The sequence below is a fragment of the Alcaligenes sp. Lyrl_28 genome, assembly GCF_051948705.1.
GTDB classification, from domain to species: domain Bacteria; phylum Pseudomonadota; class Gammaproteobacteria; order Burkholderiales; family Burkholderiaceae_B; genus Alcaligenes; species Alcaligenes ammonioxydans.
Map to the genome: position 1 here is coordinate 335,125 of NZ_JAYJLG010000002.1, position 25,232 is coordinate 360,356.

Sequence of the window (25,232 nt, forward strand, 5' to 3'; positions counted from 1 at the left end):
GCTCCACTCTGACGACGTGACACAATTGTTTAATCATCTGAGTTTGTTGACGACGAAACCGGCCCTGGCCGATTTCGCTTTTGTCGAAACCGATTTTGCGCTGCGTATCGAAGCTCATGCGCCGGGTGTTTTTCGTTTCCGCTGTATGCCACTGGCCCGGCTGGATAACGAAAAGCTCAGTGCTCGTGCCAAAGCTTTGGGCGACATGCTGCTGGCCCGCCACGAGGCGGTCAGCGAGTTTCAACTGGAAGCTGCCGATTCGGGGTGGCGGATTGAGCAAGGCGAAGTGGCCTTGCATATTCAGTCCAACCCCTGGCGCTTTGAGGTCCGGCGGGGCGAGCAACTGCTGTTGAGCAGTGCGGCGCAACCGCTGACCTTTGTCCAAGAGCCCAGCCCATGCTGGCAACTGGATCTGGCCCTGGCCGAGGAAGACGCCCTGTATGGTCTGGGCGAAACCCTCGGTGAGCTGGACCGGCGCGAGGAAACGGTTGACTCCGATCGTCCGGAAGATCGCAGCCTGCCTTTGCTCTGGAGCACTCAGGGCTGGGGGCTGTACATCAATACGTTCGAGCGGGTTGAACACGATCTGGGGCAGCACGATTTGGATGCGTATCGTGCTCGTGTCCATGCCGCCGACCTGGATTTTTTCCTGTTTTTGGGCGATCCCAGCGAAATCATCAATCAGTATTCGGCCCTGACGGGACGAGCCGGCCAGCCGGGTGTCACGCCGATGGGGTTGTGGCTGGATGGCGCCCAGGCTCGGGACGTGACCTCCTTGCGTGAGCTGGCCAGTCAGTGTCGCGAACAGGGCATTGCCCTGGATGTGGCTGTCCTGCCGCCACCGGAGCCCTACGATTTTCAACAGGACAAGCCCACATTGGAATGGGACGCGGCACGCATGGCCGATCCCCGTGAGTCCTTCTCGGCCTTGCAAAACGACCAGTTGCAACTGGCTGCCTGGACGCGCCCTTGTGTGCTGGCCGGCACCAGCTTGTTTGAAGAGTGGGAAGACCGCGGCTGGTTGCTCATCAATGATGATGACGGTTGCGCCCATGTGTTCCCCGGTGACGAGCTGAGCGGTGGCCGAGACTACGGCTTGCTGGACCTGACTCACAAGGACGTGTTCCGCATGTGGGCCGAGCGTCAGCGTCAGATGGTCGATGATGGCCTGGGGGCGGTGTTGTGCAATGCCCGCTTTGAGATTCCTGATGCCATCACCAGCCGTGGTGGCGAGTCCGGCGCTTTGTTGCGTGCGATTTACCCTGTGCTGGCCCGTCAGGCTTTGTTTGACGCGGTTGCCGGTCACAAGACGCCGCAAGAAGGAGTCGTAGCCAGCCGCGACCTGAGTCCGTCCTCCCAACGCTTTGCCTGGCAGTTGGGGCCTCAGGTCGATAACACCTGGGCCGGGTTGACCCAGTCGTTGAAGTCGGCTCTGGCCACCGGTAATAGTGGCGTGCCCATCCAGATTCATGGCTGGGGCAATGCGGCAGCGCCCACCGATGCCATGACGCCTGAGCTGTACCTGCGGTGGTTGGCGATGTCGGTCTTTTCAGCCAATTTCAGCCTGCAAGGGGTCCCTGCGCTGCGTCCAGATGCATTTGGCCAGGAAACGCAGGCGCTGGTTGCGCATTGGCTGGAGTGGCGTTTCCGTCTGGTGCCTTATGTGCTGGGCATTATTGAGGACGCCGTGCGTACCGGTCTGCCGGTGCAACGTTCCATGGCTCAAAGTTTCCCCGCCGATGCTCAGGCCCGCTTGTGGGATACCCAGTATTTGTTGGGGCCGGCCTTGCTGGTGGCACCTGTTTTGCAGCCTGGTCAGGATATTGAGGTCTATTTGCCTGCAGGCGATGCCTGGTGGGATCTGAGCACGGGTTGGCGTTACGAAGGTGGCACGACCCTGAAAATGACGGTGGGTCTGGATCGCTTGCCGGTCTTTGGCCGCGAAGGCCATATGTTGTGTCTGGGGCCGGTGGTCAAGCACACCTCCGAGTTCAACTCGGCGCGTTTGCTCGACGAGGTCTGGATGTTTGGCATGCCCGAGCACAGCCCGGTTGTGATGCGCAACAAGATTCGCGTCATGCAGATGCAGGGGTCCAGCTATATCAAGGGGCTGGAAGGGTTGAAGATCCTGCCGTCTGAGGGCTTGGAAGTCAAACGCCGTGGCGCCGAGGTTCGTATTTCTCGCGCCCGTTAAGCGCTAGACGAATCTGAATCGTCTTGGAATGCCTCCCGGCATTGAGGTCTGACCTCAGTATCGGGAGGCATTTTTTATGGCTGAGTGGTAGCTCATGTTCAGATTTTGTTTCTGCGGCAGGCAAAAGTGGGGTGGGAAAGGGCCTCGCGGCCTTCATTTTCAGGTCTTTTTAAAAAAAATCACCTTTTTGCGCATTATTTTGCATTTAGTGCTTGACGAGGGTTCGGAATCAGGCCATAATTTCATCTTTCAGTAGGGGGTCGTTAGCTCAGTCGGTAGAGCAGCGGACTTTTAATCCGTTGGTCGCGCGTTCGAGTCGCGCACGACCCACCACTACACTGAAACGTAGAAACAAGGCCGCGCTTAGCGGCCTTTTTCTTTGGGCGCTTGCCTTGCACAGCCAAGGTCACATCCGCGCGCATTGGCCGGTCGGAAATCTTGCTATACAGTGCAGCCCTCAGTATGGTTTCAATATTTCCATGGGTTATATCTATCTGGTCATCGCCAAATTTGCTTTATGGTAAATTTCGCTTACAGCTCAGGCTTTTATAACTCGACTGACTAACTAGGCTGAGTTCATCTTGATTCGTCTTGAACACATCTCAAAAACCTATTCCCTGGCAGGCAAGACCGTTCACGCCTTGAACGACGTTTCCTTGCAGATTCACCAAGGAGAGGTCTTCGGTATTATTGGTCGCTCGGGTGCCGGGAAAAGTACGCTGATCCGCATGTTGAATCTGCTTGAGCAACCCAGCTCGGGCCAGGTCTGGGTGCAGGACCAGGACATCACGCGTTTTTCGGGCGCACAGTTGCGCGCCTTCCGGCAAGGCGTGGGGATGGTATTCCAGCATTTCAATCTGCTTCATTCCCGTACCGTTCTCGATAATGTTTGTTTTCCCTTGCGTTTGGCCGGGGTGGGGCGTGCCCAACGCCAACAGCGCGCTCTGGAAGTCCTGGAGCTGGTGGGCTTGAAGGACCACGCCAACAAATACCCGCGTCAGTTATCGGGCGGGCAGCAGCAACGTGTCGGTATTGCGCGTGCCCTGGCCAATCGTCCACAGCTTTTGTTGTGTGACGAGGCCACCTCGGCACTGGACCCGGAAACCACCCAGTCCATCCTGCGTCTGCTGCGCCAGATCAACCAAGAGCTGGGACTGACGATCGTCCTTATTACTCATGGCATGGATGTGATTCGTTCGGTTTGCGACCGGGTGGCCGTGATTGATGCTGGCAAGATTGTGGAATGTGGCGAAGTGCTGGATGTGTTCCTGCACCCGCATCATCCCACCACCCAGTCCTTGCTCAGTGAAAGTGGAGTGAATATCGACGACTGGCTTGCCTTGGCAGAAGGTGTACCTGGCAGTGTCATGCGCCTGAGTGTGCGTGGGGTGGCCACTACCGAGCCATTAATCAGCCGTATTACCAGCCAGTTGGGCCTGAATGTCAGTATCTTGCAAGGCGCCATTGGCCGTATCAAAACCGAGCCTTATGGGCAGTTGGTCGTGGCGGTGCAAGGGGATGCTCAGGCCAAAGCAGGGCTGGATGCCTTGCTGGATGAATTGAATGTGCAGTTTGAGGTATTGCGACCATGAACTTTAGCAATTTGGATTGGGCGCTGATTGGTGAAGCCACCATCGATACCTTGTTGATGACGGGTATCTCGCTGGGCTTTACCGCCATTATTGGTTTGCCCCTTGGCGTGCTGTTGTTTCTGACCAGTCGCAAGCAGATGCTGGACAACGCCTGGGTGTACCAGACTTTGTCGTTGATTGTGAACATTTTGCGGTCGGTGCCGTTTCTGATTCTCTTGATCGTCATTATCCCTTTGACCCGCATTCTGGCCGGTACGTCTTTAGGGGTGCAGGGGGCGATCCCGCCGCTGGTCTTAAGTGCAGCGCCGTTTTTTGCCCGTCTGGTGGAAAACGTCCTGCGTGAGCTGGACCCCGGCGTCAATGAAGCCTGTCGCGCCATGGGAGCCAACTCCCGTCAGACGGTTTTGCTGGCCTTGCTGCCGGAGGCGACCACGGGGATTGTGGCGGCCTTGATCGTGACTGCCATTGCCCTGGTGGGCTATTCAGCCATGTCTGGTGTGATTGGGGGCGGCGGTCTGGGTGACCTGGCGCTGCGCTTTGGTTATCAACGTTATCAAACGGATGTCATGGTGGTTACCGTGGCTATCCTGGTGGTGCTGGTGCAACTCCTGCAAGTGTTTGGAGACGCCATGGTGGCTCGTTTGAGCCGAAAATAAGTCCCGGCAGTGGTGGTTATCGTCCTGCCTTTCTGAAACTGGAGTCGCTCATGTCTTTGAAGAAATTTGTTCCCGTTCTGGCCTTGTCCGTGTCGGCTCTGCTGGCCAGCGTGGCCCAAGCTGCCGAGACCCTGTCGGTCGCTGCTACCCCTGTACCGCACGCCGAACTGCTGGAGTTTGTAAAGCCTGCTTTGGCCAAAGAAGGCGTGAACCTGGATATCAAGGTGTTCACCGATTATGTGCAGCCCAACCAGCAAGTGGCTGACGGTCATATCGATGCCAACTTCTTCCAGCACAAACCTTACCTGGATACCTTCAATAAAGAGCACAAAACCGATCTGGTGTCGGTGGCCCTTGTTCACGTTGAACCCTTTGGTGCTTATTCCTCCAAGATCAAGAGTCTGGACGAGTTGAAAGAAGGCGCGCTGGTGGCGATCCCCAATGATCCTTCCAATGGTGCGCGTGCCTTGCTGCTCTTGCAAAAGGCGGGTGTGCTGACGCTGAAAGATCCTAGCAATATCTTGGCGACCTCGCGTGATGTGGATCAGAACCCTAAAAAACTGAAGTTCAAGGAGCTGGAAGCCGCGACGCTGCCTCGCGTGCTGGCTGACGTGGATATTGCCCTGATCAATACCAATTACGCCCTGGAAGCCGGCCTCAATCCCACCAAGGATGCACTGGTGATTGAAGGCGCTGATTCGCCGTACGCCAACCTGATCGCCGTGGCTGCCAAGTCCAAGGACGATCCACGGGTGGCCAAGCTGATCCAGGCATTGCACAGCGAGGACGTGAAAAAGTTCATCGCCGACAAATATAAAGGTTCGATTGTTCCTGCGTTCTAAGCCGGGTTTTGGCAGGACTGTCTGGACAAAAAACCTCGGGATTTCCCGAGGTTTTTCTTTTTTTAAAACACATAAAGCCAAAGAAGCAGTCCGCTTCGGGTAGCATAGATCAACGCTGGGGCAGGTCATGAGCCTGTGCCAGACTTGGGTAAACATCGAACTGGCTGATTGTGGGTCAGTCCCTACAGAGGAGTAACGGATGTTCAATAAAAAAATGAAAACCCTGATGGCCGGCTTGGCCTTGGCGTTGGCTTTGCCCGCGGGGCAGGCCCTGGCGCAACAAGGCAAAGAGCTGGTGGTCGCAACCGATACGGCGTTTGTGCCTTTTGAGTTCAAGCAAAACGGTAAGTACACCGGCTTTGACATCGACTTGTGGGATGCCATCGCGAAAAAAGCCAATCTGAATTACCGGTTTCAGCCCATGGACTTCAACGGCATTATCCCAGGTTTGCAAACCCGTAATCTGGATGCGGCGCTGGCAGGGATAACCATCCGGGACGATCGCAAGCAAGTCATTGATTTCTCCGATCCTTACTACGAGAGCGGTCTGGCCATTTTGGTGAACACGGATAACTCCGCCATCAAGTCCGCCTCCGATCTGGAAGGCAAGACGGTTGCGGTGAAGATTGGGACTGCCACCGTAGACTTCATGCAGCGTTCGGTGCCAACTGCCAAGCTCAAGCTGTTCCCCAATATCGATAATGCCTTCCTGGAACTGGCCACAGGTCGGGTGGATGCCGTGGTGCATGACACACCAAACGTGCAGTATTACGCTCAGACCGGCGGCAAGGATCGTGTGAAAGTTACCGGCGCGGTGAAAAGTGGCGACTTCTACGGTATTGCGTTTCCCAAAGACAGCGAACTGGTTCCTGTTGTAAACCAGGCATTGAAAGATATTCGGGCCGACGGCACTTACGACAAAATCTACCAGAAATGGTTTGGCAAGCAGCCTGATTAAACAGGCCTAGAGCCAAACGCATGCCAGGCGGTGATCGCGTGTCGTAACGGGATCACCGCTTTATTTTTTGACGCTCTGTTGTGGGCGTTTATTCAAAGACAAAGGTAGCACGGTGACTTTTGAATGGGACGCTATCTGGGGGGCCTTACCCAGCCTTCTGGAAGGAACAAAGATGACGCTGCTCATCACCCTGTCGGGTTTGGTGGGCGGCGCCATATTGGGTTTTTTGACCGGCGTGATTACCACCTATGTGCGGGTGCCGGTCACCTGGCGCCGGGCCGCCTGGTTTGTGCTGGGGCTGCTTGTGCTCGGCTTTTTGCTCAAGGGCCTGTCCTGGCTGATGGATAACGGGTTGAGTTTTGTGCCCGCCTGGGTCTGGACCTCGCTGCAAGTGGTACTTGCCGTGTCGCTATTGGGCTTTTTCAGGCGTTATCTGCTGTTGACGCTCTCTATCCTGTGTCAGCTGTATGTGCTGATTATTCGAGGCACCCCGATTGTCGTACAGGTGATGTTCATCTATTTTGCCCTGCCCATGCTGGCCAATATTCGTATTGATGGCCTGACGGCAGCGATCTTTACCCTGATGATCAATTCGGGAGCTTATATTGCCGAGATTGTGCGTGGGGCCTTGCAGTCCGTGCCCAAGGGGCTGAAAGAGGCCGGTGAGGCAATGGGGTTGCCGTTTCACAAAATTTTGCGCCATATCATCGGGCCGGTGGCATTTCGCCGCATGATTCCGGCCATGGGCAACCAATGCATTATCAGCTTGAAGGACTCCTCGCTGTTTATTGTGATTGGGGTGGCCGAGCTGACCCGTCAAGGCCAGGAGATTATTGCCAACAACTTTCGTTCGGTGGAGATTTGGGGAGCGGTTGCCGTGATCTATCTGATCCTGACTGGCTTGATTGCCCTGACCTTGAAGTTGATTGAACACCGCATGAGGATCGTATGAGTATTGTCGAGTTCAAGGAAGTAACCAAGCGCTTTGGAGACAATATCGTGCTCGACAATATCAGTCTGCAGATTGATAAAGGCGAGGTGGTTGTCGTGGTCGGCCCCTCCGGGTCGGGGAAGTCGACTTTTTTACGCTGCATCAACAAGCTGGAAGATATCCAGGCCGGTGATATTGTCGTCAATGGTTTGAGTGTCAACGGGACGGCGGCCCAGGTGCGCGAACTGCGCCGGGAAGCGGGCATGGTGTTTCAGCAGTTCAATCTGTTCCCGCAGATGAGCGCTCTGGAGAACGTCATGTTCGGCCCGGTTCATACGCGGGGAACGAGTCGAGCCCAGGCACGTCAGGAAGCCCTGGATCTGTTGGCCAAAGTGGGGCTGGCTGAGCGGGTCAATCATTATCCCAACGAGTTGTCCGGTGGCCAGCAGCAGCGGGTGGCCATCGCCCGCGCCCTGGCCATCAAGCCCAAACTCATGCTGTTTGATGAGCCGACGTCCGCGCTGGACCCGGAGTTGCGCCAGGAAGTGCTCAAAGTCATGCAATTGCTGGCTGAGGAAGGCATGACCATGGTGGTGGTGACTCATGAGATGGATTTTGCACGTCGTGTTGGCAGCCGCCTGATCTTTATTGATCAGGGACGGGTGGCCCATGACGGCCCCCCGGCCGAGCTGCTCAGCCATCCTCCCAGCCAGCGTTTGAAGGACTTCCTGCAACACGTGGCCTAAAGCCCCGCGCAGGATGGCCGCAAAAAAGCCCTTCGGCATATTGGCAGTTGAGCCAGATGCCCGAAGGGCTTTTTGGTGACGGTGCAGCCTGCACGCGTCAAGCTGAGCCTATGCTCAGCGAGAAGGCGTCACGTAGATCGTGCGCGTGGCAACCACGCGGTTCGCACCGTCGGGTTTGATGCGGATGGTGACCTGGCGGGGCGTAAAGCCCGCGGGCAGCTCTGCAGTACCGTTGATGTAGGCATAGCGGCCCACGCTGACCGTCTGGCTGGGCAGGTCCACATTGCCGGAGCGGCCATTGCTGTACCGGCCGGCGGCGACAAACTCCATGGTGCCCTTGAATTCGGTCTCTTTGCCCTTGTCCTGCATCAGCAGTACAAAATGATTCAACTGGCCGTCCTGGACGGTGAACTCGGCAGCGCGAATGCCGGGTGAGGTGCCCCGTGGGTCGGGCGGCATGGCATCGGCAAACAAGGCAATGTCTTTTTCCAGCTTGGCGACCATAGCCTGCAGCTCGCTGGTCTGTTTATCCAGCCTGTCCTCTTTCTGGCTGACGTCCTCCAGTTCACGACTGGTCTGGTTCAACTGAGCTTGCAGACGCTGCTTTTCAGCATTGGCGCTGTTCAGATCATAGTGCAGCTGTTCCGACTGCTCCACGGTCAGACGTGTGGGGCCATAACTTTGTTGCAAGAACAGCAGGCCGCCGGCGCCCAGGGCGATACCGGTCAGCAGCAGGACAAACCAGCGTGGGATGCGGCGTTTTCGACGGCTGGAGCCGTAGGCGGTGGGCTTGAATACGGTGCGTTTGGAGGAACCAAGCATGAGAACAGACGTTCCTGTCAGACAAGGGACTCAAGACAGCTCAAGTCCTGATTACAAAACCCATTAGCATAGACGTCATTGGGGCGAGGAAGGCGCGGATAGCTGGCTTTGTTGCCCTTTGTTGTGCTTGGAAACGTCTGCCAGCTAGCCGGGAAATCTCAGTTTACTGTGAGGGTGCCCGCGATTCCAAGTATTGGTTTAACTGTGCAAGGCGCTCGGGGGTGCCAATATCCATCCAGAAGCCTGCATGCAGAGTACCCAATACCTGTTTTCGTGCGATGGCCGCATGCAACAGCGGAGCTGCTTTGGCTGGCTGGCCTTTGGGCAACTGCGCAAAGAGCTCGGGCTTGTAGACCCCGATGCCGCTGAGTGTGGCACTCTGGGCGTTTGCGCAGGTTTTGGCGCATAGGTGCGCTTGACCATCCAGCATGCCAAAGTCCCCATCGGGATGGTGGGGCGGGTTCGGGGCCAGAACCAGCCAGGCCAGTTCCGGGCCTGTGTGCAGGCGCTCGGCCATGGCAAAAGCCTGCGCCGGGCTCCAGTCTGACCAGATATCCCCATTCATCAGCAAGAAAGGCTGACCCTGGAAAAAATCCAGCGCCTTGGCAATACCGCCGGCTGTCTCCAGAGCCGATGGCTCCGGGGAGTAGCTCAGGTGCAGTCCCCATTGGCTGCCATCGCCCAGGGTGGATTCAATCTGCTCACCCAGCCAGGCGTGGTTGATGATGACCTCACGAAAACCGGCTTTGGCCAGAGCCCGCAAATGCCAGACGATCAAGGGCTGGCCACCTGCCGGAATCAGGGGTTTGGGGCAGGTATCGGTCAAGGGCCGCATGCGCTCACCGCGACCGGCTGCCAGAATCATGGCACGCATTAGACGGTCATGCCCAAAACAGTCTGGCGTCCTTCCAGACGGTTGAGCAGGCGCAGCAGGCCGTTGAAGCTTTCGTAGCGGCTGGCAACCTGATGAACGTAGCCCAGCAGGCGTGGCATGTGGTCCAGATAGTGATGCTTCCCGTCACGCAGGGACAGGCGGGCGAATACGCCCAAAATACGTAGATTGCGTTGCAGGCTCATCCACTCGTATTGCTGGTGGAACACGGCAAAGTCAGCAGGGACGTCCAGGCCCGCTTCCATGGCCGCCTGCCAGTAGCGAATTGCCCAGTCCAACTGCTGTTCCTCGGTCCAGGTGACGCGTGCGTCCATGACCAACGAAGCAATGTCATAGGTGATGGGGCCAGCCAGCGCATCCTGGTAATCGATGACGCCCGGCTCAGTCTGGCCGGGTAGGGGCATCATCAGATTAGGGCTGTGAAAATCCCGGTGTACGAGTACAGTAGCGCTTTGTACATTGGCCTGAACCAGCTCTGCAAAGGTTTTGCGCAGCATGTTATGGTCTTTTTCGCTCAGTTCGAACTGGCGATGCTTTTGTACGTACCATTCGGGAAAGACTTGCAGCTCCTCGAGCAGGCGCTGTTCGTTGTAGGGCGGCAGGCCGGTGGTGTCGGCTTGTTGCAGTTTCACCAGGGTCAACAGCGTACTGCGGTACAGTTTGTCCAGCTCGCTTTGGGGCATGGGGGTTTTCAGCGCGGTCTGGAAGTTGTCCTGGCCCAGATCACTGAGCAACAAAAAGCCTTGTTCGGTATCGGCGGCCAGGATGTCAGGGACATGGATGCCCGTCGGGGCCAGCAATTGGGTGACCTGTACAAAGGGCTTGCAGTCTTCGGTTGCAGGGGGCGCGTCCATCAGAATCAGGCTGCGGTTCTGGGCTTGCAAACGAAAGTAGCGGCGAAAGCTGGCGTCGCTGGAGGCCGCTTGCAGGCTGTCCAGATTCAGCCCGAATTGGGTTTTCAGGGTGTTGAGCCAGGTGATCGCTTGCTGCAAACGAGGATCGGCAGCGGCAGAAATAGAAGCAGACATAAATAAAAGGAAGCAGAAGAACGTAACGGATTAGTGTTTAGCAGTGCCGCTAAACGGCAGGCTTAACTATAATACCGGGTCGCCAGGGTTTTTCACCTGGTACGAGCAAATGCAGGACACAACTGGAGGCGCGGTCTTAGTGCGAGTTGCGACGTTGTATACCGTCTTGATGATGACAGGCATGGGGCTTGCCCAGGCCGAGTCATCCGTGCGTCCGTCTTTAAAGACGTCCCCCAGTTTGCAGGTGCGCAATCTTCAGGAAGAAGACATGGCCGTCTATCTGATAGGCGACCAGATGAAAACCCTGGAGGACGGCACCTTGCGTCTGGAAGGCGGCGCGCAGGTGCGTCGTATTGATTCTGTCGTCAAAGGCGACCGCATCGACTACCAGGAAAAAACCGGCCAGGTGCAGGTGCGTGGCAATGGCCTGATCATGCGTGACGGTGCCCTGGTGCGCAGTCCTGAGTTTGATTACAACCTGGATGCAGACACCGGGCGCATGTCCTCTCCGGAGTTCTGGCTGGGGGCAAGCGGCGGCAGTGGAACGGCGACCCAGGCGGACATTCTCAACTCCAACCATATGCGTCTGGCCGATGTGAATTACTCCGGCTGCCCGTGTCCCGACCCTGCTTGGTACATCCGCTCCCCCAAGGTGGATCTGTATTCCAAAGAAAACGAAGGGGTGGCGCGCAATGGTGTGCTCTACTTTAAAGGCGTGCCGCTCCTGTATTCGCCCTACCTGACCTTTCCGCTGCGCAAGGAGCGTAAATCGGGTTTTCTGCTGCCCACTTATGGCATGACGACGCGGGGCGGTCTGGACCTGACGGTACCGTATTACCTGAATCTGGCCCCCAATTACGATGCCACCCTGGCCCCTCGTTTGATGAGCAAGCGTGGCGCCATGTTGGGCAGCGAGTTCCGGTATCTGGGTGACAGTTTCTCGGGGGAGCTGACCGGCAATTATTTGCCTGATGACAAGGAGCTGGGCTACAAGCGCTGGCTGTTCATGGGACAGTATCGCCAGAGTCTGCCTGCCAGTTTCTACCTGAATGCCGACATCCGCCGCGTCTCGGATGATGATTATTTCCGCGACTTCAGCAGCTTTGGCCTGAACGACTCCACGATCCAGGATCTGGCCAGCACGGTCACCCTGGGTTGGGCAGGTTCCAAATATTTTCGCGCTCACGTTAGTGGGACCCGCTATCAAACCCTGCAGGACGCCACCAGCAACTACCGTCAGCCGCAATACGACAAGTTGCCGGAATGGTATCTGGGCGCCTCTCGCTATAACTGGGGCGGATTTGATGTGGTCAGCGATAACTACGCGACCCGTTTCCGCTTGCCGTTCTACAGTGGCAATCTGAGTGAATTTGACGATATGCGCAGTACCCGTCTGGCGCCAGATGGTACGCGTTTATCGTCCTATACGACGGTCGCTTACCCTATCATCCGCCCGGGTTGGTACATCACGCCCAAAGCTGGCTTGCACATGAGCCAATACCAGACCGACTGGTATGTGGGTGATCCTAGCCCTTACATGGCCAAGTACGCTGGGCGTTCCCGCACGCAGAGCCGTGTGCTGCCCATCCTGTCCCTGGACTCGGGCATGACCTTCGAGCGCAATACCACCTTGTTTGGCAACGACTCCATTCAGACCCTGGAGCCGCGTGTGTACTACCTGTACGTGCCCTATCGCGATCAGTCCACGCTGCCCGTGTACGACACCAGTCTGGCCAGCTTCAACTTTGCCCAGGCATTTAGCGAAAATATCTTCTCGGGTGGCTGGGACCGGATTTCCAATGCCAATCAGGTGACGGTCGGTTTGACCTCCCGCTGGCTGGATGCCGATACCGGATATGAGCGTCTGGTCTTGCAAGCGGCACAGCGCCTGTATTTTGACAAGCAAACGGTCACCCTGAGTGACGAAAAGGCGCGTACCAGTACGCGTTCGGACTATCTGGTGGGGGCCAGCGCGGCCTTGACCAACACGTTTTCGGTCAACTTTGATGCCCAGTTCAATCCGGATGAGAGTCGTCGCAACCGCCTGACGTCCGGCATTCGCTGGCGGCCCAAGCGTCTTGCCACGCTGGGGGTGAACTACCGCTACGAACGTGATCCGCGTCAGGTTGTCGATCCGACCTTTACGCCGCTTGAAGAAGATCAGCGTGGCAAGGAATATGTTTCCATGACAGGCCAATGGCCCCTGAGCAACAGACTGTATGCAGTAGGACGTTACGACTATTCCATTCAGGAAAGTCGTGGTACACAAACTGTGTTGGGCCTGGAGTACAAAGGCGACTGCTGCTGGGCGGCGCGCGTGGTTCTGCAACGCTATGCGGTTTCGGCCAGGGAAACCAATAAAGCCATGTTCTTCCAGCTGGAGTTGTCCGGTCTGGGTGGCATTGGCAACGACCCCATCAAATTGCTGCGTGATCGCGTGATCGGCTATGAACCCATCTCGGACCCCGTACAGGAAAAAATGATTCATGAGAGGTATGAATAATATGCGTTTCAGCTTGAAAAACCGCACCCTGTCATTGGCCCTGATGGCCGTCATGGGTCTGGGTACGACCCAAATGGCACTGGCGCAGTCCAAGCCCGCCGCATCCAACAAGACGTCCACGGCCGCGCCCCAGTTTGTGGATGGCATCGCTGCCGTCGTCAATGACGAGGTGATTACCCTGCGTCAAGTGGACCAGGAGGCAGCGCAGGTGCTGGCGCAGTTAAAACAGCAGAAAATTCCTGCCCCGGATCAGGAGATATTGCGCAAACAGGTTCTCCAGCGTCTTATCAATGAACGCCTGGAGCAGCAGGAAGCGCGTGCCATGGGGATTTCTGTCGGCCCCCAGCAGGTGGAAGAGGGCGTGCGCATGATTGCCTCGCGCAACAATATGACGGAAGCCCAGTTGCGTGCCGAAATCGAAAAAAATGGTATTAGCTGGGAGCAGTACCGCGCCAATCTGAAACAGGAAATTTTGCTGGATCAATTGCGCATGCGCGCTGTGGACAGCAGCATCAATATTACGGATGCCGATATTGACATTTATCTGCGCTCTCAAGGCGGCGCCGGTTTAGGCAATCTGGGGCAGTCTGCGGCACAAAGTCAGGATGCGCCGGTGAGCCTGGCACAAATTCTGGTGCGGGTGCCTGAAAGTGCCAATTCCAGCGAAGAAGCCCGTTTGCGTACCAAGGCCGAGGGCTTGTTGGCTCAGGCCCGTTCAGGGGCGGATTTTGCCGGTCTGGCTGCTTCCAGTTCGGATGGGCAGGAGGCGCTGAGTGGCGGCGTCATGGGCACCCGTCCCTTGTCGGACTGGCCGGACCTGTTCGCGCAGGCGGTGCAGGATCTGGCCCCTGGGCAGGTGTCCAATCTGATTCGCAGTGGACAAGGCTTTCATATTCTGAAGGTGCTTGAACGTGGCGGCAGTGCTCCCGCCAATACCTCACCCGTACCGGGTGCGGCGGCGGTTCAATCTGGCCCCATGATGGTGACTCAGACTCATGCTCGCCATATTCTGGTCAAACTCTCCAAGGTCATGACCTCGGAGCAGGCTCGTCAGCGTATTGAGCAACTGCAAGAACGACTGCGTAATGGCGAATCTTTCCAGGATCTGGCCAAGCGCTACTCGGAAGACAGCAGCGCACCACAAGGTGGCGATCTGGGCTGGCTCTCGCCAGGGGAAACCGTGCCTCCGTTTGAGCAGGCCATGAACAAGCTGCAGCCCGGCAATGATACGGCAGTCGTGGAATCCCAGTTTGGCTGGCACCTGATCCAGGTGATTGAGCGTCGCACGCGCAATATGGAAGATGAGTACAAACGCATGCAAGCCCGTCAGGCACTGTTCCAGCAGCGTGCCGAGCCTGCGTTTGAGGATTGGCTGAACAGCCTGCGCGGCCGTGCCTATATTGATAACCGACTGGACCCCGAGTCCAGCACCCGCCGTCGCTAAGGACAAGTATGGCCCAGCATCAGGCGCGCAAGCGCTTTGGACAGAATTTTCTGGAAGATGAGGCCGTCATCGACCAGATCATCCGTGCGATTGGCCCTCGGCCCGTCGATAATATGGTGGAAATCGGTCCGGGCCTCTCCGCCCTGACCCGGCCGCTGACGCAAGCGCTGGAGCGCCTGCGGGTGGTCGAGATTGACCGGGATCTGGCCGCGCGGCTGCGCAATCACTACTCGCCCAGCAAGCTGGAGATCATCGAGGCCGACGCGCTCAGTGTGGATTTTGGTGCATTAGGGCCAAATCTGCGCATTGTCGGCAATTTGCCCTATAACATTTCCAGCCCATTGCTGTTTCATTTGCTGGAATACGCGGATGCAGTGGTGGATCAGCATTTCATGCTGCAACGCGAAGTGATCGACCGCATGGTTGCCCAGCCCGGCTCGTCGGATTACAGCCGTCTGTCGGTAATGCTGCAGTCGCGCTACCGCATGGTCAAACTGTTTGAAGTGCCCCCCGAGGCCTTCAATCCACCGCCACGCGTGGTATCTGCCGTGGTGCGGATGGTGCCGTTGCCTGCGGATCGGCTTCAGGCGCGCGATGCGGGTGTATTCAGTCGGGTTGTGGCTAGGGCCTTTGCGCAAAAGCGCAAGATGTTGCGGGGTGGCCTGGGAGACTGGACGCCGCATATCGATTGGGATGGCCTGGGTATCGCACCCACCAGCCGCCCTGCTGATTTGTCTTTGGCGGACTATATAGCCTTGGCAGATCATCTGATGGATAAAGGCGTCGTGCAAGTTGCCTGATAATAAAAAAGCCCCGCGATGAACTGCACCCCAAAAGTTGGACATTAATCCGACCTTTGGGGTGTTTTTCATGACGAAATACGATAGTCAGTTCAAGCTGTCCGTTGTTCATCGTTATCTATCAGAACAGCATGGGGGCCTGAAGGCAGTTGCTGCGTTTTATGGGCTGTCCCATAGCCAAGTTAGAGGGTGGGTGCAGCGATACCGACAGCATGGTGTAACGGGCCTGGACAAAAAGCACAGCGTTTACGACGCGGCCTTCAAGATAAAGGTGCTCAAGCATCTGTGGCGCGATGATCTGTCGTGCCAGCAAGTGGCGCAGTTGTATGATATTCGTTGTTCCGCCCAGGTTGCTCAGTGGATGCGCCAGTATGACGAAGGTGGAATATCGGCGCTAGAGCCCAAGCCACGAGGAGGCCGCAAGAAGATGCCAACGTCTGACTTACCCACCCCATTGCCGCCGCTGCCTGACGATGCGCGCACGCTCGAGCAGTTGCGCAAGGAGAACGAGTATCTACGCGCAGAGGTAGCCTACCTAAAAAAATTGAGGGCCTTGCGTCAGGCCAAGGCGCGAGCCGCGCAGAAAAAGCGCGGGTAGTGCTTGAGCTGAGGCAAGGCCACGATCTGGCGGTGCTGCTCAAGACAGCAGGGCTGGCGCGTAGCACGTTTTATTATCAGGTAAAGGCGCAGCAGGCTGGCGATCGGCAAGCCGATCTGAAGTCGCGGATTCGCGCCCTCTATGAGTGCCATAAGGGGCGCTATGGCTACCGGCGCATCACGGCGGCGCTTCGCCAAATGGGCGAGACGGTGAATCACAAAGCGGTGCAGCGTTTGATGAGAGTGTTGGGGCTGAAGTCGCTGGTGCGCCCCAAGAAATACCGCTCCTACCGAGGGCAGCAGGCCAGTGTGCCTAATCTCCTGGCCCGTGCATTCCAGGCCGAGCGGCCGAACCAGAAGTGGGTAACCGATATCACCGAGTTCAACGTTCGGGGAGAGAAGCTCTATCTCTCACCTGTGATGGACCTGTACAACGGGGAAATCGTAACCTACGCAATGCAGCGACGACCTCACTTCTCTCTGGTGGGAAACATGCTCAAAAAAGCATGGAGCAAGCTGAGCGACGAACAGACTCCACTGCTGCACTCCGATCAGGGCTGGCAGTATCAGATGCCTGCTTATCGGCGTCAACTTGCTGAACATGGCCTGACCCAAAGCATGTCACGCAAAGGCAACTGCCTGGACAATGCCGCCATGGAGAGCTTCTTTGGCACCCTCAAAGCTGAACTCTTCCACCTGAACCGCTTCGAGAGCATTGAGCAGTTACAGGCGGATCTCGAGCAATACATTCATTACTACAACCACGACCGCATCAAGCTCAAACTAAAAGGCCTGAGCCCGGTGCAATACCGAACTCAGGCCTTCGAGCTCTAACTTCTGACCGTCCAACTTATAGGGGGCAGTTCACGAGGGGCTTTTTTATTTGTCCCCGCCTAGCCGAAGAACCAATAACAAACGGCGATGGCGGCCAGCACGCCAGCCAGATCAGCCAGCAAGGCGCAGGAGACCGCATGGCGAGCGCGTTGGATGCCCACCGCTCCAAAATACACGGCCAATACATAAAAGGTTGTTTCCGTGCTGCCTTGTACCGTAGCCCCCAGGAGTGCGGGGAAGCTGTCTACCCCATGATGCTGCATGGTTTCGATCAGCAGGGCGCGGGCTGCCCCAGCCGAGAAAGGTTTGACCAGAGCCGTCGGCAAGGCATCGATGAAACGAGTGTCCAGACCGGTCAGGTTGACCAGCCAGCGGATCATGTCCAGGACGATATCCAGCGCGCCTGAGCTTCTGAGCACGCCGACGGCACACAGCATCGCAACCAGATAGGGCAGCAAGTCCCTGGCAACGGCAAAGCCTTCTTTGGCGCCCTCCACGAAGGTTTCATACAAGGGGATGTTGCGACGCCACCCTATCAGCAGGAACAGCCAGATAATGGACAGCAAGGTCAGGTTGCCCAGCAGGGAAGACAGCGACTGAATGGCGGCCGCGCTCAGGGTGGCCAGCAAGGCCATGAACGAACCCAGAATAAGCGCAAACACCCCGAACCACAGCATCAGCACCGGATCAAACAGACGCAGGCGCTGTACCAACGCGACGCTGAGCAGTCCTGCCAGCGAGGAGGCGGTGGTGGCCAACAGAATGGGCAGAAACACCATGGTCGGGTCAGGCGCGCCCTGTTGAGCCCGATACATGAAGATGCTGATGGGGATCAGTGTCAGCGACGAGGCATTGAGCACCAGAAAAAGGATCTGGGCATTGGTGGCCGTGTCAGGATGCGGGTTCAGTGTTTGCAGCGACTTCATGGCACGCAGACCGATGGGAGTCGCCGCATTGTCCAGACCCAGACCGTTGGCGGCGAAGTTCAGGGTGATCAGACCCAGGGCCGGGTGACCGGCGGGCACGCCAGGCATGAGGCGGCTAAACAGCGGGCCCAGCCAGCGTGCCAGCGTATCGATCAGCCCGGCTTTCTCGGCGATCTTCAAAAACCCCAGCCACAGGGTCAGCGTGCCAAAAAGCAGCAGCATGAGTTGGACGGACAGGGCAGCCATATCGAACAGGCTACGCACCATCTGCGCAAAAATTTCGCTATTTCCCCCTACCAGCCATTGGTAAAAACCGCTGACAGCGGCAATCAGGAAGAAAAACAGCCAAAGAGTATTGAGCATAGTGTTGGCAGTAAGCAGGGCAGGGAAAAGCCAGACTAGATTGTCGCAGAATCCAGCCCGGTTTTATCGGCTACGGTATGTAAGGGTATTGGCACAAGCAGTCGCAAAACACGCATGGGAGTCAGAGCGCTGCCTGTTGGATGACGTTTGCCTAAGGCACACAGCCCAAGGGCGCTCTTGATTCACAGGGAAAGAAGCGGTAGGTAACGGCTTATTGGTAAAACGGAGAGTGGACGACAGCAAGACGGCTCGGAAAGAGTGGCAAGCAGCAGGGGGGCGGGAACGTGGCGTGGAAGGCGGGACCGGCAAGGGGCGGTGTGAAAGAGACGTGGAAAGACAATGCGTCAGAAAGAGAGAGGAGGTACAAAGGATCGGGAGGAAAGGAAGGGGTGCAGCAGCCCGCGGGCAAGGCGTGTCATCACTGAGACGTTTTGACGGCCAGACAATCAAAAACCGGCCTCTCAAGGCCGGTTCCGTTGGCTTTAATCCACGCGCCCTTTGGCCTGGATCAGTTCAATTTTATAGCCGTCCGGATCTTCCACAAAAGCAATCACGGTCGTGCCGTGCTTCATGGGGCCGGCTTCGCGTACCACCTTGCCACCACGGGCCTTGATGTCCTCACAGGCTTTGTAGGCATCGGGCACTTCCAGTGCAATGTGGCCGTAGCCATTGCCCAGATCATAAGAAGGGGTGTCCCAGTTGTGGGTCAGTTCCAGCACAGCGGCTTCGGATTCGTCCTGATAGCCCACAAAAGCCAGTGTAAAGCGGCCGTCCGGGTAGTCGGACTGGCGCAGCAGCTTCATGCCCAAGACCTCGGTGTAAAAGGCCAGAGAACGGTCCAGATTGCCGACACGCAGCATGGTGTGCAGGATACGCATAAGGTAGAGCTCCTAGAGTTCAACCTGCCTTAAAGCAGGGGCAGGGTGCCTGGATCATACTGTCGTAGCTGATTGCGCGCATGGACAAAATCAGGATAGAGCGTTTCGACTAAAGCCCAGAAACGCGGACCGTGATTCATCTCTTGCAGATGCGCGACCTCGTGAGCGACGACGTAATCAATGATGGATGGGTGAAAGTGTATCAGGCGCCAGTTCAGCATAATCGTTCCGTCGCTATTGCAGGACCCCCAGCGTTTGGCGGGGGCGGCCAGACGTAATTTGCTGGCGCGCAGGCCTGACAGGTCCAGGTAGTGTTGCAGCCGCTGCTCAAACCACTGTTTGGCCTGTTTCTGCAGCCAGGCCTGAGTCAGCTCTTGAACGCGCAACGGCTCCGCATCGACTGGCAAGGGAAGCAATAGGCGCTGGCCCTGCCGGATCTGGCCCAGTATGCCCTCGAAATGAATCTGTTGAACCTGCGGGTCCAGGTCAAGACGGATCGGTGTTCCCATAAAAGGCAGGGTATCGCCATCGACCCACTGCAGGCTTTGCAACGCCAATTGTTCGCGACGCTGTTGGTACTCGCGCAGCTTGCGCAGTATCCAGGCGCTTTTGCTATGCAGAATTTGTTCGGCCTGGCTGAGCTTGACCCAGGAGGGCAGAGCGACGGTCAAGCCACTGTCATTGATAGTCAGGCCTAAAGTGCGGCGACGCGAGCGCTTGAGCTGATAACCGATAAGTTGACCCTCAAGCTGCACCTGCTGCCACTGTACGCCTTCGGGCAGGGTCTCGGGCCGAACCGTTAAATCAGCTTGGGGTGACACAGCAGAACCGGCAGGCGGCCGGGCGGGCCGCTGCGCCGGGTGGGGGAAGGCCGTGTCAGGAAACAGGGCCAGTTGTGGGGGGACCGTCATAGCGTTCCGGATTCAAGACGCGCATTTCGGTTTCAATCCAAGTTTGTACGCGTTGGTTGACTTCTTCAGGGGTCAAGCCCGTGGGATCAATGGGCGGCCCAAAGGAGATAGTAACCAAGCCCGGCGTCTTGATAAAGGCATTGCGACGCCAGCATTCGCCCGCGTTGTGCGCCACAGGGATGACCGGTGTGCCCGTACGGCTGGCCAGCAAGGCGCCGCCCATTTTGTAGCGGCCTGTCGTGCCTGGTGCGGTGCGGGTGCCTTCGGGAAACAGCAAGGGCCAGCGGCCTTCGTCAATGCGTTGTTGGCCAATCTTGATGACTTGTTCAAAGGCATCGCGGCCTTTGGCACGGTCAATCGGGATCATGCGCAGCAAAGCCAGCCCCCAGCCAAAGAAGGGCACTTTGTGCAGCTCGCGCTTGTAGACAAAGCACACCTGGCGCGGCATGTACGAGGGAAAGAACAGTGTTTCCCAGGCCGACTGGTGCTTGGACAGGATGATGGCCTTGCCATCAGGCAGGTTTTCCCAGCCTTTGGTCTGCCAGCGTATCCCCAGGATCGTGCGCGCACCCCAGATAGCCAGGCGTGGCCAGCCGGTCGTAAAGCGATAGCGTATATCTAGCGGCAAAGGGGCGATGAGTAGGCAGGCAAATGCGTAGGGAATGACGGTGATCAACAAGAACAGTTGATAAAGTGAAGCGCGGATAATGCCCATATCAGTTTCCGTGGAGCCATTTGTCGACAACAGCGGCCAGGTCGGCCTCGACGCGCGTGCCTTCGGGCAAGCCGCCTTTCTCTAAAGTACGCATGCCTTTGCCAGTCTGGACCAGCCAGGGTGCACAACCGGCCTGGCTGGCCGCTTGCAGATCGCGCAAGGAATCGCCTACCGAGGGTACGGTTTGCAGGTTTACTTCATAGCGCTGTGCAATGTCGCGAAACATGCCGGGGGCAGGCTTGCGGCAGGCGCAGCCATCATCGGGACCGTGCGGACAAATAAAGATGGCGTCGATCAAACCGCCCAGCAAGGCCAGCTCCCGACGCATCTTGGCGTGGATGGCGTTTAGCGTGGTCATGGAAAACAGACCACGCGCCAGACCGGACTGGTTGGTGGCAATCACCACCTTCCAGCCGTTTTCGGTCAGGCGGGCCAAGGCCTCCAGACTGCCTGGAATGGCCTCCCACTCTTGCGGGCTTTTGATAAAGGCATCGCTGTCATGGTTGATGACACCGTCCCGATCAATGATGGCAAGTTTCACTAGTTGGCCAGCCTGGAAAGATCCGCAACCTGGTTCATCAGTGCATGTAGCTTGGCAAGCAGGGCCAGACGGTTGGCGCGGATGGCTGGGTCTCCGGCCATGACCATGACGTCCTGGAAGAAGTTGTCCACGGCACCACGAGCCTGGGCCAGGGTGGCCAGGGAGGCGTCAAATTCACCCGCTTCAAACTGGGCCTGGGCCACAGGCTGCAATTCCTGAATCTTGGCAGCCAGCTCGCGCTCGGCTGGTTCGACCAGCAGCTTGTCGTCCAGCGTTGCCAGTTCGCCTTCGGCTTTCTTGAGCAGATTGCTGACGCGCTTGTTGGCAGCTGCCAGGCTCTCGGCTTCAGGGCGCTGGGCAAAGGAGGCGCAAGCCTGTATACGGGCGTGCACCTGCTCCAGCGGTGGACGCAGCGCCAGCACGGCATCCACCACGCTGCGCTCGTAATCGTTGCTGAGCTGGTTACGGTAGCGTTCATAAATGAAGGCTTGGACCGCATCGACCGTGTCAGCAGCCAGCACGCCATCCTTGAAGAAGGAGGCAGTGGTGTTCAGCAGGGTATCCAGATTCAGGCGGTTGGCCTTCAATTGGGCACCGGCCTGCAATTGCTCGTAGGCGCTGATCAGGCCCAGGGCCGCACGGCGCAGGGCGTAAGGATCGCGCTCGCCGGTTGGAGCCAGACCAATGCCCCAGATACCGACCAGAACTTCGGCACGCTCAGCCAGGAACAGAATGGCTTGAGTCAGGCTGGCTTCTGTGACGGGCTGGTCCAGACGGTGACGGTATTGCTCGCGAATCGCCAGCACGATGTCCTCGGGCTCGCCATCGCCTTGGGCGTAGTAAGCCCCCATCACGCCTTGCAGCTCGGGGAATTCGCCCACCATATTGGAGTTCAGGTCTGCCTTGGCCAGAAGGGCGGCACGACGGGCGTGCTCTTCATTGGCACCCAGTTGCTTGGCGATGTAGCCAGCCACGGATTGCAGACGCTCGATACGGTCCAGCTGCGAACCCAGTTTGTTGTGGTACACGCTGCCAGCCAGTGTAGGAACACGTTCGGCCAGCGTCTGTTTGCGATCGGTTTCAAAGAAGAACTGGGCGTCCGCCAGACGGGGGCGAACCACGCGCTCGTTACCTTCGATGATGTTGCTGGGATCGTCCACCTTCATATTGCTGACGATCAGAAAGCGATTGGTCAGTTTTTGTGTGGCAGGGTCAAACAGCGGGAAATACTTTTGATTCAGACGCATGGTCAGAATCAGACATTCGGACGGCACTTGCAGGAACTGCTCGTCAAACTGACCCACGTACACCGTAGGGTATTCGACCAGAGCCGTCACTTCGTTCAACAGGGCTTCCACCTCGGGGTCATTGCCCAGTGTGGCGTTCAGGCGCTTGGCTTCGGCTTCCAGTTCTGTGCGAATTTGCTCGCGACGCGTTTCGAAGGAAGGAACCACCCAGCCTTGCTCCTGAACTTGGGCGACCCAGCTATCGGCATCACGGATGTCGAAGGGGGCGTCACACAGGAAGCGGTGGCCGTGTGTCTGGCGACCGGCTTGCAGGCCCAGCGCGCTGACGGGAACAATCTCTGAACCCCACAGGGCGACCAGACCGTGGGCAGGGCGCACAAAGCGGACGCTGCTGACACCATCGGCCAACTGGTAACGCATCACTTTAGGGATGGGCAGGTGGGTGATGGACCATTCCAGGGCTTCCTGCAGGCCATCCTTCAGAACGGCGCCGGTGGCAATGCCGCTGGCGTACAGGTAGTCCTGCTTGCCATCGGACTCGCGCAGCAGATCGCTGGCCTTCAGATGTTCCAGACCTTTGGCGGCCAGACGCTTGGCCAGGGCCGGGGCGATTTCCCCATTGGCATCCAGGCCGATATGGGCGGGCATCAGTTTTTCGGTATAAGGCTGGTCTTCAGCCTGCTGGTAGGCGGCGCTGAACCAGGCAGCCAGACGGCGTGGCGTAGCGTAAGCACGCACTTCGCAGTTTGGGGCCAGCAGGGCCTGTTCGCTCAATACTTTTTGCAGACCGTCACTAAAGGCCTGTCCCAGCTGTTGCAGCGCCTTGGGGGGCAGTTCTTCAGTAAAGAGTTCAATCAGCAAAGGCTGTGTCGTGGAGGCGTTCATTACTTGGCCTCCGGGGATGTGTTGCTCAGCATGGGGAAACCTAGGCGTTCGCGGGAGTCATAGTAAGCCTGTGCGACAGCGCGGGACAGATTGCGGATACGGCCAATATAGGCAGCGCGCTCAGTCACACTGATGGCGCCGCGGGCATCCAGCATATTGAAGGTGTGGGCAGCTTTCAGCGTTTGTTCGTAGGCAGGCAGGGCCAGCGGCACATCGATGATGCGCTTGGCTTCGGCTTCGTAGTCGTTAAAGTGCGCAAACAGAACGTCGGTGCTGGCGTGCTCGAAGTTGTAGGTGGACTGCTCCACTTCGTTCTGGTGGAACACGTCGCGGTAGTAAATACGCTGGCCGTTGTGACCTTCGGTCCAGACCAGATCGTAGACGCTTTCCACGCCTTGCAAGTACATGGCCAGACGTTCCAGACCGTAGGTGATTTCGCCCGTGGTTGGCGTGCAATCCAGGCCGCCTACTTGCTGGAAGTAGGTGAACTGGGTGACTTCCATGCCGTTGAGCCAGACCTCCCAGCCCAGACCCCAGGCGCCCAGCGTGGGGTTCTCCCAGTCATCTTCCACAAAGCGGATGTCGTGCGCCTTGGGGTTGATGCCCAGGGCCTCCAGCGAGCCGATGTACAAGTCCAGAATGTTTTCAGGCGCAGGCTTGAGCACGACCTGAAACTGGTAATAGTGTTGCAGGCGGTTGGGGTTGTCGCCGTAGCGCCCGTCCTTGGGACGGCGTGAAGGCTGCACATAGGCCGCGCGCCAGGGCTCGGGGCCAATAGCCCGCAAAAAGGTTGCCGTATGGGAGGTTCCTGCACCGACTTCCATGTCGTAGGGCTGAAGCAGAGCGCATCCGTGCTTGTCCCAGTATTGCTGGAGCGTAAGTATGATTTGCTGAAAGGTGAGCATGAGCAATGGCCAGTAAAGCGAGAATCTGCAAAATTTTTCTATTTTAGCGTGAACTGCGCCCTTACAGCAGAAAAGCGCCTGCAATGCCTGGTTTTGGCCGTCCGGACTACGGGCAAGCGCTGTTTGTACCGGGCGGTCAGCTGGCATTTGGACGTATCATATGCGTTTGTCCAAATACTGCTTATTTGCTGGCCTGATTCCCGAGCGGGAGCCCGGGCCGCAATTTACAGGAGGCTAGGTCCATGAGTGAGCTTGTCACGCTAGAGCGTAAAGGCAAGGTATTGTTGATTACCTTGAACCGTCCCGAGGCACGTAATGCCATTAACCTGGAAACGGCCCAGGCGCTAGCCCAGGCGCTTGACGCGTTCGACGCCGACTCCACTATTGCCGTGGGCGTGCTGACGGGCGCAAACAACACATTTTGTGCTGGTATGGATCTGAAGGCCTTTGCCAAAACGGGTCAGCGTCCCTATGTGGGTGACCGTGGCTTTGCGGGTATTTGCGAACGTCCACCCGCCAAGCCCCTGATTGCCGCGGTGGAAGGCTACTGTCTGGCGGGCGGCTTTGAGATTGCCCTGTCCTGTGACCTGATTGTGGCTGCCAACAATGCCAACTTTGGTCTGCCTGAAGTCAAGCGCGGCATTGTGCCCGGTTCCGGCGGCATGGTGCGTTTGCCCAGTCGCATTCCGTACCACATGGCCATGGAGATGGTGCTGACTGGCGGCATGTACCCGGCTGCCCGTATGGCCGAACTGGGCCTGGTCAGCCGTCTGGCCGAGCCCACCCAAGCCACTGAGCAGGCGTTGGAGCTGGCCGCCCAGATTGCTGCCAATGGTCCGTTGGCCGTGCAAACCGCCAAAAGCATTATTTCCCAGTCGCGCGACTGGCGTCAGGCGGATCTGTTTGATCTGCAGCGCCCTCGCATCGCCGGCATCTTCACCTCTGCAGACGCCAAAGAAGGCGCGACGGCTTTTGCCGAGAAGCGCGAGCCTGTCTGGCAGGGCAAGTAGTTTCCCCTTGTT

The 25,232-nt window shown here is 57.6% G+C and carries 22 protein-coding genes and 1 tRNA gene; 13 read left to right on the forward strand and 10 right to left on the reverse strand.

The genetic code is table 11. From position 1 onward, the window contains the following. Window positions 1-25: 25 nt before the first annotated feature. From VF694_RS06155 to glnQ, 8 genes are all read left to right on the forward strand, one after another. Entirely contained in the window at window positions 26-2,194 is a 2,169-nt protein-coding gene (locus tag VF694_RS06155) for a glycoside hydrolase family 31 protein (RefSeq protein ID WP_003803517.1), read from the forward strand. Window positions 2,195-2,451: 257 nt separating this feature from the next. Then, window positions 2,452-2,527: transfer RNA gene (locus VF694_RS06160), tRNA-Lys, on the forward strand. A 248-nt stretch (window positions 2,528-2,775) separates the two neighbouring features. Next, a complete protein-coding gene (locus tag VF694_RS06165; protein WP_003803516.1) occupies window positions 2,776-3,786 on the forward strand; it encodes a methionine ABC transporter ATP-binding protein in 1,011 nt (336 codons plus the stop codon). After that, complete coding sequence (locus tag VF694_RS06170) at window positions 3,783-4,442, forward strand: methionine ABC transporter permease (RefSeq protein WP_003803514.1); 660 nt, start codon at window positions 3,783-3,785, stop codon at window positions 4,440-4,442. The genes VF694_RS06165 and VF694_RS06170 overlap by 4 nt, the downstream gene beginning before the upstream one ends. A 50-nt stretch (window positions 4,443-4,492) precedes the next feature. Further along, complete coding sequence (locus VF694_RS06175; RefSeq protein WP_131071330.1) at window positions 4,493-5,284, forward strand: MetQ/NlpA family ABC transporter substrate-binding protein; 792 nt, start codon at window positions 4,493-4,495, stop codon at window positions 5,282-5,284. 226 nt (window positions 5,285-5,510) lie between these two features. Next, window positions 5,511-6,242 carry a glutamine ABC transporter substrate-binding protein GlnH gene (gene glnH, locus VF694_RS06180; protein WP_407927744.1) on the forward strand — a complete coding sequence of 244 codons (732 nt, stop codon included), beginning with the start codon at window positions 5,511-5,513 and terminating at the stop codon, window positions 6,240-6,242. Between the two features lie 172 nt (window positions 6,243-6,414). Continuing rightward, window positions 6,415-7,194 (forward strand): ABC transporter permease subunit, encoded by a 780-nt coding sequence (locus tag VF694_RS06185; RefSeq protein ID WP_003803509.1) that lies wholly within the window; start codon window positions 6,415-6,417, stop codon window positions 7,192-7,194. Further along, window positions 7,191-7,919 (forward strand): glutamine ABC transporter ATP-binding protein GlnQ, encoded by a 729-nt coding sequence (glnQ, locus tag VF694_RS06190; RefSeq protein WP_003803507.1) that lies wholly within the window; start codon window positions 7,191-7,193, stop codon window positions 7,917-7,919. Before VF694_RS06185 ends, glnQ begins: the two co-directional genes overlap by 4 nt. A 114-nt stretch (window positions 7,920-8,033) precedes the next feature. Here glnQ and VF694_RS06195 read toward each other — a convergent pair whose 3' ends face one another. The 3 genes from VF694_RS06195 to VF694_RS06205 form a co-directional block, all read right to left on the reverse strand. After that, window positions 8,034-8,741 carry a DUF6776 family protein gene (locus tag VF694_RS06195; protein ID WP_003803505.1) on the reverse strand — a complete coding sequence of 236 codons (708 nt, stop codon included), beginning with the start codon at window positions 8,739-8,741 and terminating at the stop codon, window positions 8,034-8,036. A gap of 163 nt (window positions 8,742-8,904) precedes the next feature. After that, complete coding sequence (murU, locus tag VF694_RS06200) at window positions 8,905-9,615, reverse strand: N-acetylmuramate alpha-1-phosphate uridylyltransferase MurU (protein WP_003803503.1); 711 nt, start codon at window positions 9,613-9,615, stop codon at window positions 8,905-8,907. Further along, window positions 9,615-10,661, reverse strand: coding sequence for an aminoglycoside phosphotransferase family protein (locus VF694_RS06205; RefSeq protein ID WP_440163930.1), 1,047 nt, complete (start codon window positions 10,659-10,661; stop codon window positions 9,615-9,617). Before VF694_RS06205 ends, murU begins: the two co-directional genes overlap by 1 nt. A gap of 139 nt (window positions 10,662-10,800) precedes the next feature. Between VF694_RS06205 and VF694_RS06210 the strand changes: the two genes are divergently transcribed. The 4 genes from VF694_RS06210 to VF694_RS06225 all read left to right on the forward strand — a co-directional run bounded on the left by VF694_RS06210 (window position 10,801) and on the right by VF694_RS06225 (window position 16,839). Continuing rightward, on the forward strand, window positions 10,801-13,164 hold the full coding sequence (locus VF694_RS06210) for an LPS-assembly protein LptD (RefSeq protein ID WP_301606835.1): 2,364 nt from the start codon (window positions 10,801-10,803) through the stop codon (window positions 13,162-13,164). Next, window positions 13,157-14,608 (forward strand): peptidylprolyl isomerase, encoded by a 1,452-nt coding sequence (locus tag VF694_RS06215; protein ID WP_440164036.1) that lies wholly within the window; start codon window positions 13,157-13,159, stop codon window positions 14,606-14,608. The genes VF694_RS06210 and VF694_RS06215 overlap by 8 nt, the downstream gene beginning before the upstream one ends. Window positions 14,609-14,616: 8 nt before the next feature. Next, the gene (gene rsmA / locus VF694_RS06220; protein ID WP_131071331.1) at window positions 14,617-15,408 is read left to right on the forward strand and encodes a 16S rRNA (adenine(1518)-N(6)/adenine(1519)-N(6))-dimethyltransferase RsmA; all 792 of its coding nucleotides are present in this window, start codon (window positions 14,617-14,619) and stop codon (window positions 15,406-15,408) included. 70 nt (window positions 15,409-15,478) lie between these two features. Beyond that, window positions 15,479-16,839 (forward strand): IS3 family transposase gene (locus tag VF694_RS06225; protein ID WP_440163932.1). Its coding sequence is split into 2 segments (ribosomal slippage): window positions 15,479-15,980 and window positions 15,980-16,839, totalling 1,362 coding nucleotides; the frame shifts between segments, so codons are not numbered across the junction. A 59-nt stretch (window positions 16,840-16,898) separates the two neighbouring features. Here the strand turns inward: VF694_RS06225 and VF694_RS06230 are convergent. The 7 genes from VF694_RS06230 to glyQ all read right to left on the reverse strand — a co-directional run bounded on the left by VF694_RS06230 (window position 16,899) and on the right by glyQ (window position 24,210). Further along, window positions 16,899-18,128, reverse strand: a complete 1,230-nt coding sequence (locus VF694_RS06230) for a nucleoside recognition domain-containing protein (RefSeq protein ID WP_003803489.1) — start codon at window positions 18,126-18,128, stop codon at window positions 16,899-16,901. 482 nt (window positions 18,129-18,610) lie between these two features. Then, complete coding sequence (gloA, locus tag VF694_RS06235) at window positions 18,611-19,006, reverse strand: lactoylglutathione lyase (protein ID WP_003803488.1); 396 nt, start codon at window positions 19,004-19,006, stop codon at window positions 18,611-18,613. A 29-nt stretch (window positions 19,007-19,035) separates the two neighbouring features. Continuing rightward, entirely contained in the window at window positions 19,036-19,917 is an 882-nt protein-coding gene (locus tag VF694_RS06240) for a M48 family metallopeptidase (protein WP_440163935.1), read from the reverse strand. Next, window positions 19,883-20,632 carry a lysophospholipid acyltransferase family protein gene (locus tag VF694_RS06245; protein WP_003803484.1) on the reverse strand — a complete coding sequence of 250 codons (750 nt, stop codon included), beginning with the start codon at window positions 20,630-20,632 and terminating at the stop codon, window positions 19,883-19,885. The genes VF694_RS06240 and VF694_RS06245 overlap by 35 nt, the downstream gene beginning before the upstream one ends. Before the next feature lies 1 nt (window position 20,633). Continuing rightward, entirely contained in the window at window positions 20,634-21,173 is a 540-nt protein-coding gene (gene gmhB / locus VF694_RS06250) for a D-glycero-beta-D-manno-heptose 1,7-bisphosphate 7-phosphatase (protein WP_003803481.1), read from the reverse strand. Further along, window positions 21,173-23,305 carry a glycine--tRNA ligase subunit beta gene (glyS, locus tag VF694_RS06255; RefSeq protein ID WP_440163938.1) on the reverse strand — a complete coding sequence of 711 codons (2,133 nt, stop codon included), beginning with the start codon at window positions 23,303-23,305 and terminating at the stop codon, window positions 21,173-21,175. The genes gmhB and glyS overlap by 1 nt, the downstream gene beginning before the upstream one ends. Next, entirely contained in the window at window positions 23,305-24,210 is a 906-nt protein-coding gene (gene glyQ / locus VF694_RS06260) for a glycine--tRNA ligase subunit alpha (protein ID WP_003803477.1), read from the reverse strand. The genes glyS and glyQ overlap by 1 nt, the downstream gene beginning before the upstream one ends. Window positions 24,211-24,452: 242 nt before the next feature. On the opposite strand from glyQ, the gene VF694_RS06265 reads away from it, so the two are divergent. Then, a complete protein-coding gene (locus VF694_RS06265; protein WP_003803475.1) occupies window positions 24,453-25,220 on the forward strand; it encodes a crotonase/enoyl-CoA hydratase family protein in 768 nt (255 codons plus the stop codon). Window positions 25,221-25,232: the final 12 nt, after the last annotated feature.

Coding starts and splice junctions, on each gene's coding strand:
- glyS (WP_440163938.1), bottom strand. CDS start 23,305: ATGAACGCCTCCACGACACAGCCTTTGCTGATTGAACTCTTTACTGAA.
- murU (WP_003803503.1), bottom strand. CDS start 9,615: ATGCGTGCCATGATTCTGGCAGCCGGTCGCGGTGAGCGCATGCGGCCC.
- VF694_RS06195 (WP_003803505.1), bottom strand. CDS start 8,741: ATGCTTGGTTCCTCCAAACGCACCGTATTCAAGCCCACCGCCTACGGC.
- gloA (WP_003803488.1), bottom strand. CDS start 19,006: ATGCGTATCCTGCACACCATGCTGCGTGTCGGCAATCTGGACCGTTCT.
- VF694_RS06245 (WP_003803484.1), bottom strand. CDS start 20,632: ATGGGCATTATCCGCGCTTCACTTTATCAACTGTTCTTGTTGATCACC.
- rsmA (WP_131071331.1), top strand. CDS start 14,617: ATGGCCCAGCATCAGGCGCGCAAGCGCTTTGGACAGAATTTTCTGGAA.
- VF694_RS06240 (WP_440163935.1), bottom strand. CDS start 19,917: ATGACGGTCCCCCCACAACTGGCCCTGTTTCCTGACACGGCCTTCCCC.
- glnQ (WP_003803507.1), top strand. CDS start 7,191: ATGAGTATTGTCGAGTTCAAGGAAGTAACCAAGCGCTTTGGAGACAAT.
- VF694_RS06185 (WP_003803509.1), top strand. CDS start 6,415: ATGACGCTGCTCATCACCCTGTCGGGTTTGGTGGGCGGCGCCATATTG.
- VF694_RS06175 (WP_131071330.1), top strand. CDS start 4,493: ATGTCTTTGAAGAAATTTGTTCCCGTTCTGGCCTTGTCCGTGTCGGCT.
- VF694_RS06265 (WP_003803475.1), top strand. CDS start 24,453: ATGAGTGAGCTTGTCACGCTAGAGCGTAAAGGCAAGGTATTGTTGATT.
- glyQ (WP_003803477.1), bottom strand. CDS start 24,210: ATGCTCACCTTTCAGCAAATCATACTTACGCTCCAGCAATACTGGGAC.
- VF694_RS06170 (WP_003803514.1), top strand. CDS start 3,783: ATGAACTTTAGCAATTTGGATTGGGCGCTGATTGGTGAAGCCACCATC.
- glnH (WP_407927744.1), top strand. CDS start 5,511: ATGGCCGGCTTGGCCTTGGCGTTGGCTTTGCCCGCGGGGCAGGCCCTG.
- VF694_RS06215 (WP_440164036.1), top strand. CDS start 13,157: ATGAATAATATGCGTTTCAGCTTGAAAAACCGCACCCTGTCATTGGCC.
- VF694_RS06230 (WP_003803489.1), bottom strand. CDS start 18,128: ATGCTCAATACTCTTTGGCTGTTTTTCTTCCTGATTGCCGCTGTCAGC.
- VF694_RS06205 (WP_440163930.1), bottom strand. CDS start 10,661: ATGTCTGCTTCTATTTCTGCCGCTGCCGATCCTCGTTTGCAGCAAGCG.